We start from the raw sequence: 5,132 nt of genomic DNA, 5'->3' as shown, positions 1-5,132 counted from the left end.
GGGAAGGATGGTTCAGCTCTCCAACCTGGTGGCCGTCGATGAGACGGTGGCCCCCAAGGAGCTCAACCACTTCAACCAGCTGCGCGCCGCCAAGGTCACCGCCAGCCTGGCGCAGGGGTACGCCCTCTCCGACGGGATCGCCCAACTGGAGGAGATCGCCGCCCGGGTCCTCCCCGGAAACGCGGTCGTCGACTACGACGGCCCCTCCCGGGAGTTCAAGGAGTCGAGCGCCAGCCTCTACGTGACGTTCCTGCTCGCCCTCGGCTTCATCTACCTGGTGCTGGCGGCTCAGTTCGAGAGCTTCGTCGATCCCTTCATCATCATGCTCTCGGTCCCCTTGAGCGTCACCGGAGCCCTTCTGGCCCTCAACCTCAGCGGCCATACCCTCAACGTCTACAGCCAGATCGGTCTGGTGACCCTGGTGGGGCTGATCACCAAGCACGGCATCCTCATCGTCGAGTTCGCCAACCAGCTGCAGGAGGAGGGGTGGAGCAAGTTCGACGCGGTGGTCGAATCGGCCTCCCTGCGCCTGCGCCCCATCCTCATGACCACCGGGGCCATGGTCCTGGGAGCCCTCCCTCTGGCCCTGGCCCACGGCGCCGGCGCCGAAAGCCGCCAGGCCATCGGCTGGGTCATCGTCGGGGGGATGAGCCTGGGGACGGTGCTGACCCTCTTCGTTGTCCCCACCGCATATCTGCTCATTGCTCGAAGGCGGACAGCCGAAGAGGGAGGGGAAGTTTCCGGAGAAGAGCTTGTTCCTGAGCCGGCGGAGGGGTAAGGTCAAGACTGCGGGCGTTCTCTACGCCAAAGTCTTCTCTGATTACAATCGGGTACGCATGCGGGGTTTTTACTGGAGGTTTTCACCAAAACGGGAACTGTAGTGCCGGTGCGGACCTTGACGCTGGTGAACCATTGCGTGAAGCCCCAGTTTAAAACCGGCGAAAAACATATGTGCCTGTTACTCAGCATTGTCGTGAGTTGATGAACGAAAAAGTCGAGCAGGCGTGCTCCACGCCAGTGGCCGGTCCTTTCTTTGGTTCCTTTCTTTAGACCAGTAAAGAAAGGAACCCGGCTGCCGGCCGGGACCGGCGAATTTATCTTAAGTTTACGATGTTTCGTTGGGAATAAAGTCGCGGGCGCTGCGCCCCGCACCCCGCCTTACTTTCTTTTTACCCCGCCGAAAAGAAAGTAAGCCAAGAAAACGGCGGCCACTGGCGTGGAGCACTTCTGTCGCGGAGAGTTCTACCTCTGAATACCTGTGGCTCTGGGAAATAGCCTAGGCGCTCCGTAGCACCGAAAAGCGGGGGCCGATTCTCTTCCGGCCCCCTCGACGCGGGATTTTTTCTCGAACGGGAACTGCACTGCGGTGCGCACTGAGGATCTTTTTAATGATCAGAAAAATACGGAAAGCCTGGTTCATATTTTCGGCCCTCCTTCTCTCCGCCTGCACCGTGGGCCCATCCTACAATCCCCCCGCCCCCCCCATGCCCCTCACCTGGCAGGAAACCGCCCCTTGGCGGCCGGCCGAACCCCGTGACGCCGTCCCCCGCGGCGCCTGGTGGACCGTCTTCGGCGATCCGGCCCTGAACCGCCTGGAAGAGCAGGCCATGGCCGCCAACCCCGGACTGCAGATCGCTCTGTCCCGGGTCGCTCAGGCCCGGGCCGCGCTCGGGTTCAGCCGGGCGGACCGGGTCCCCCGAATCGACCTGGGCGCCAGCGCCTTCCGCTCCCGCACCTCCGCCGACTTCTCCCGCACCGGGGAGGGGGAGACCTCCACCTTCATCGACCTCCCCGTCGACCTGGGGTACGAGATCGACCTCTGGGGGAGGGTGCGCAACTCGGTGGAGACCGCCGCCGCGGAGGCGGAGGCCTCGGCCGCCGACTACCACAGCGCCCGGCTCTCCCTTCAGACCGAGGTGGCCCGGCTCTGGTTCACCCTGCGGGCTCTGGACAGCGAATCGCTCCTGCTGCGCCGCGCCATCGAGCTGAGGGAAGAGAACCTGCAACTGGTCCGCAGCCGTTTCGAGGCCGGAGATATTTCCAAGCTGGACCTCAACCGCGCCGAGACGGAGCTGGCCGCGGCCGAGGCGGACGTGAAGAGCGTCCTACGCAGCCGCGCGGCCCTGGTCCACGCCCTGGCGGTCCTCACGGGGCAGCCGGCCTCCGGCTTAGCCGTGGCAAGCAATCCCCTCGATCTCGCTCCTCCGTCCCTCGTCCCCGGCCTCCCCTCCACCCTGCTGGAGCGGCGCCCTGACGTGGCCGCCGCCGAGCGCCGCATGGCCGCCGCCAACGCCCGCATCGGCGTGGCCCATGCCGCCTTTTTCCCCGCCGTCACCCTGTTCGGAACCGCCGGATTCCAGAGCACCGAGCTCTCCGACCTCTTCTCCTGGGACAACCACACCTGGGCCCTCGGACCGGCCGTCTCCCTCCCCCTCTTCGACGGCGGGCGCAACCGGGCCAACCTGCGAAGAAGCGAGGCCTTCTGGAACGAAACGGCCGCCGATTACCGAGCGACGGTCCTCGCCGCCATCGGGGAGGTCGAGGACGGCCTCTCCGGCCTGAGGTATCTGAGCGAAGAGGCCGATTCCCTGGAGAAGGCCGTCACGGCCGCCGAAGAGGCGGCGGAACTCAGCCGCAAACGGTACCGGGCGGGGATGGTCAGCTACCTCGAGGTGGTCGACGCCGAGCGGGGCATGCTCCAGTATCAGCGCCAGGCCGTTCGCGTTCTCGGCCTGCAGCTGGAGACGAGCGCATTTCTGATAAAGGCCCTTGGGGGAGGGTGGGATGAGGGGGAGGCGGGGCAAGTGGCGTTGAATTTTTAATCGGTAGACGGAGTGGACTTTCTGGACCGGGTGGATCGCTTCGCGGAGCGGACGCGGTAGAGGCGTTCGGTGAAGCCGCCTTCGGTTTCGAATGCGGTTGCCTGGGCGGCCAGCTGTCTGTCGAGCAGGCTGCAGGCGACGGCCAGTAGTACCAGCGCGGCGTTGGCGGCAAGCTCGGGATAGGTGGCAGACGATTTTTGTCCATCCAGTCCACTCTGTCCACCAGGTCCACCGTCATGTTTTTCCCTGACCCACTGCACCACATCATCAACTCTGACACACCACCGATCGATCAGCTCCTGCCGGCGGGGATCGTCGCGCTCCCAGAGGGGGAGGCCACGCTGCCGCAAAAAATCCTCGTAGTCGAGTCTCAACTCCTCCAGGCTGGCCCTGGCCACGTTGGTGAGCTTGAGCTCCATCTTTTTCGAAGTCCCCGAGGCCTGGCTTCCCTCGGCGATGTTCTGCACCCCTGAACGCGCCACCTGAAAGCTTTTGAGTTTCCGGTAGATTCTGTTTTCTGCATTTTCCCCCCTCCGCGCGATCCTTTTCAGCAAATGTCAGAAAGTCAAGACCCGGAGGTCCCTCTCGAGCCTCGGACAAAGAACGCTCCCTCCCATCGGCGGCGAATTCCAGCAACGGCAGCATCAACGACTGAAAATCCGGTATGGGCATGGTTCCATCCTCCTGAAATTCAAGCAGTTTTCATTGCAGTAAACAGAATCGCGTCAAAATATCATTTTTTCCAGTGACAGTTAAGGAAAAACCCTGCAACGGGGAAGCTCATCCAGAAGAGGCGGCTTGAAGCGGCCGGGCGCGCCTGAAATTCTCTCTTTGGTCGGATAAAGAAGGTCGCTTGACACCCACGGTAACGGTGATAAGTGTTGATGCGGTAAAGAAAAAGTCCTCCGGAGATGGGCTCCGGGGCATCATGACACGGAAAGGAAAAGGAGATGAAAAAGAGCATCTACATTTCAGCCTTTGTCGCAGGATGCAGTCTCCTGTTGGCCGCCGGCGGCTTTGCCGCCGAGGAGAAGATGGGAGAGCAGAAGCAGCAGAAGCAGGAACAGCCGATGCAACAGCAGCAGGCCCGTCAGGAAGGACAGCAGAAGAGCCAGTATGCCCAGCAGCTGATGACGGCGAATGAGATCGAGGGGATGAAGATCCAGAACCAGCAGGGCGAAGAGATCGGCAGCGTGGACAAGGTCGTGCTGGACAGCCAGGATGGGCAGATCGCGTATGTGGTGGTGACCTCCGGCGGCTTCTGGGGCATGGGCGGCGAAAAAGCCGTTATCCCCTGGAAGGCCGTGCAGCTCCAGCAGCAGGCGGAGGGTGATAAGCCCATGCTGATGGTGAATGTGAGCAAGGAACAGTTGAAGAACGCTCCCCAAGGCGACATCCAGGAAATCCTGGATCGCCGGCAGGCCGAGCAGATCCATCAGTACTACGGCGTCGCCCCTTACTGGGAAGGGCAGCAGGAGCCGCAGCAGATGCAGCAGCCTCAGCAAATGGAACAACAGATGGAGCAAAAGCAGGAGCAAATGGAGCAAAAGCTGGAGCAGCAAGAGGAAAAACGGGAGCGTATGCAGTAAAGCTCCGGTCAGGAAGGTACGACGCTGAAAAGAGAAGGGCGGCATCCAGCCGCCCTTCTTGCATTTGGGAGGGCCCTGGCCCTCCGACCGCTACTGCTGGCCTTGCTGCTGTCCCGGCTGCTGAGCAGGCTGCTGACCGGGTTGTTGAGCCGGTTGCTGCTGTTCTTGCCGCTGTTCTGTCGGGGTGGTTTCCTTTCGCTCGCAGCCCCAGACGAGCAGCGCCGCGGCGATGGTCATGAAGACGAAGTATTTGCGGATATGTTTCATTTCGAGCCTCCTTGTTGTTATTGGTTTACCCTTGGCTTCCATTTATCACCGTGCAGGGAAAAAGCAAGGAGCTCTTATCGATCCCTCTGCGGGGAGCGTAAAGCGATGATCTCTTCCGTCGTCGAAGGTCATGTCCCTCTTTGACCAATCATGCGGGTTTATGTTAGGTTCATTAACGATTTTGCCCGTCGGTCCCCACAAACCCCGTCGTTTTGCCTGACCGGTAGAAGCGGCGACTTCCCACAAGGAGGACGCAAATGCCCAGACCTGTCCTTGTCGCTGCCGTCTTTCTGCTCTTCATTTCCACCGTTTCCCCCTGCACCGCCGGCGAACTGGCCGACATCAAACAGAAAGGGGAGCTTTCCTTCGCCATGACCGGGCAGTATCCCCCGTTCAATTTCGTGGACGAGAACAACCGGCTCACGGGGTTCGACGTGGAAATCTGCACGGCCAT

Annotated in this window: 5 protein-coding genes and 1 pseudogene; 4 read left to right on the top strand and 2 right to left on the bottom strand. The window is 61.7% G+C overall.

The window, feature by feature from the left end; all coding sequences use genetic code 11:
• Positions 1-778 (top strand): efflux RND transporter permease subunit (locus tag DTF_RS0111210; RefSeq protein WP_226989293.1); only part of this gene is annotated, 778 nt, incomplete at its 5' end.
• Positions 779-1,388: 610 nt separating this feature from the next.
• On the top strand, positions 1,389-2,822 hold the full coding sequence (locus tag DTF_RS0111205) for an efflux transporter outer membrane subunit (protein ID WP_027715392.1): 1,434 nt from the start codon (positions 1,389-1,391) through the stop codon (positions 2,820-2,822).
• Here DTF_RS0111205 and DTF_RS23165 read toward each other — a convergent pair.
• A pseudogene (locus DTF_RS23165) lies at positions 2,819-3,307 on the bottom strand (four helix bundle suffix domain-containing protein); the annotation flags it as partial. The gene DTF_RS0111205 and the pseudogene DTF_RS23165 sit on opposite strands and share 4 nt — an antisense overlap.
• 465 nt (positions 3,308-3,772) lie before the next feature.
• On the opposite strand from DTF_RS23165, the gene DTF_RS0111190 reads away from it, so the two are divergent.
• On the top strand, positions 3,773-4,411 hold the full coding sequence (locus DTF_RS0111190) for a PRC-barrel domain-containing protein (protein WP_027715390.1): 639 nt from the start codon (positions 3,773-3,775) through the stop codon (positions 4,409-4,411).
• 90 nt (positions 4,412-4,501) lie between these two features.
• Here DTF_RS0111190 and DTF_RS26560 read toward each other — a convergent pair whose 3' ends face one another.
• Positions 4,502-4,678, bottom strand: a complete 177-nt coding sequence (locus tag DTF_RS26560; protein ID WP_155890793.1) for a hypothetical protein — start codon at positions 4,676-4,678, stop codon at positions 4,502-4,504.
• Positions 4,679-4,935: 257 nt separating this feature from the next.
• On the opposite strand from DTF_RS26560, the gene DTF_RS25495 reads away from it, so the two are divergent.
• The coding region (locus DTF_RS25495) for a transporter substrate-binding domain-containing protein (protein WP_035056828.1) at positions 4,936-5,132 on the top strand (197 nt) is incomplete at its 3' end.

The sequence above is a fragment of the Desulfuromonas sp. TF genome (assembly GCF_000472285.1).
In the GTDB taxonomy this organism is placed as follows: Bacteria; Desulfobacterota; Desulfuromonadia; order Desulfuromonadales; family ATBO01; genus ATBO01.
The sequence above is the reverse complement of the archived record's forward strand: the minus strand, read 5'-3'. Positions and strand labels throughout refer to the sequence as shown.

Excerpts from the sequence above, each read along its gene's own strand:
- DTF_RS0111205 (WP_027715392.1), top strand. The coding sequence starts at position 1,389 with ATGATCAGAAAAATACGGAAAGCCTGGTTCATATTTTCGGCCCTCCTT.
- DTF_RS0111190 (WP_027715390.1), top strand. The coding sequence starts at position 3,773 with ATGAAAAAGAGCATCTACATTTCAGCCTTTGTCGCAGGATGCAGTCTC.
- DTF_RS26560 (WP_155890793.1), bottom strand. The coding sequence starts at position 4,678 with ATGAAACATATCCGCAAATACTTCGTCTTCATGACCATCGCCGCGGCG.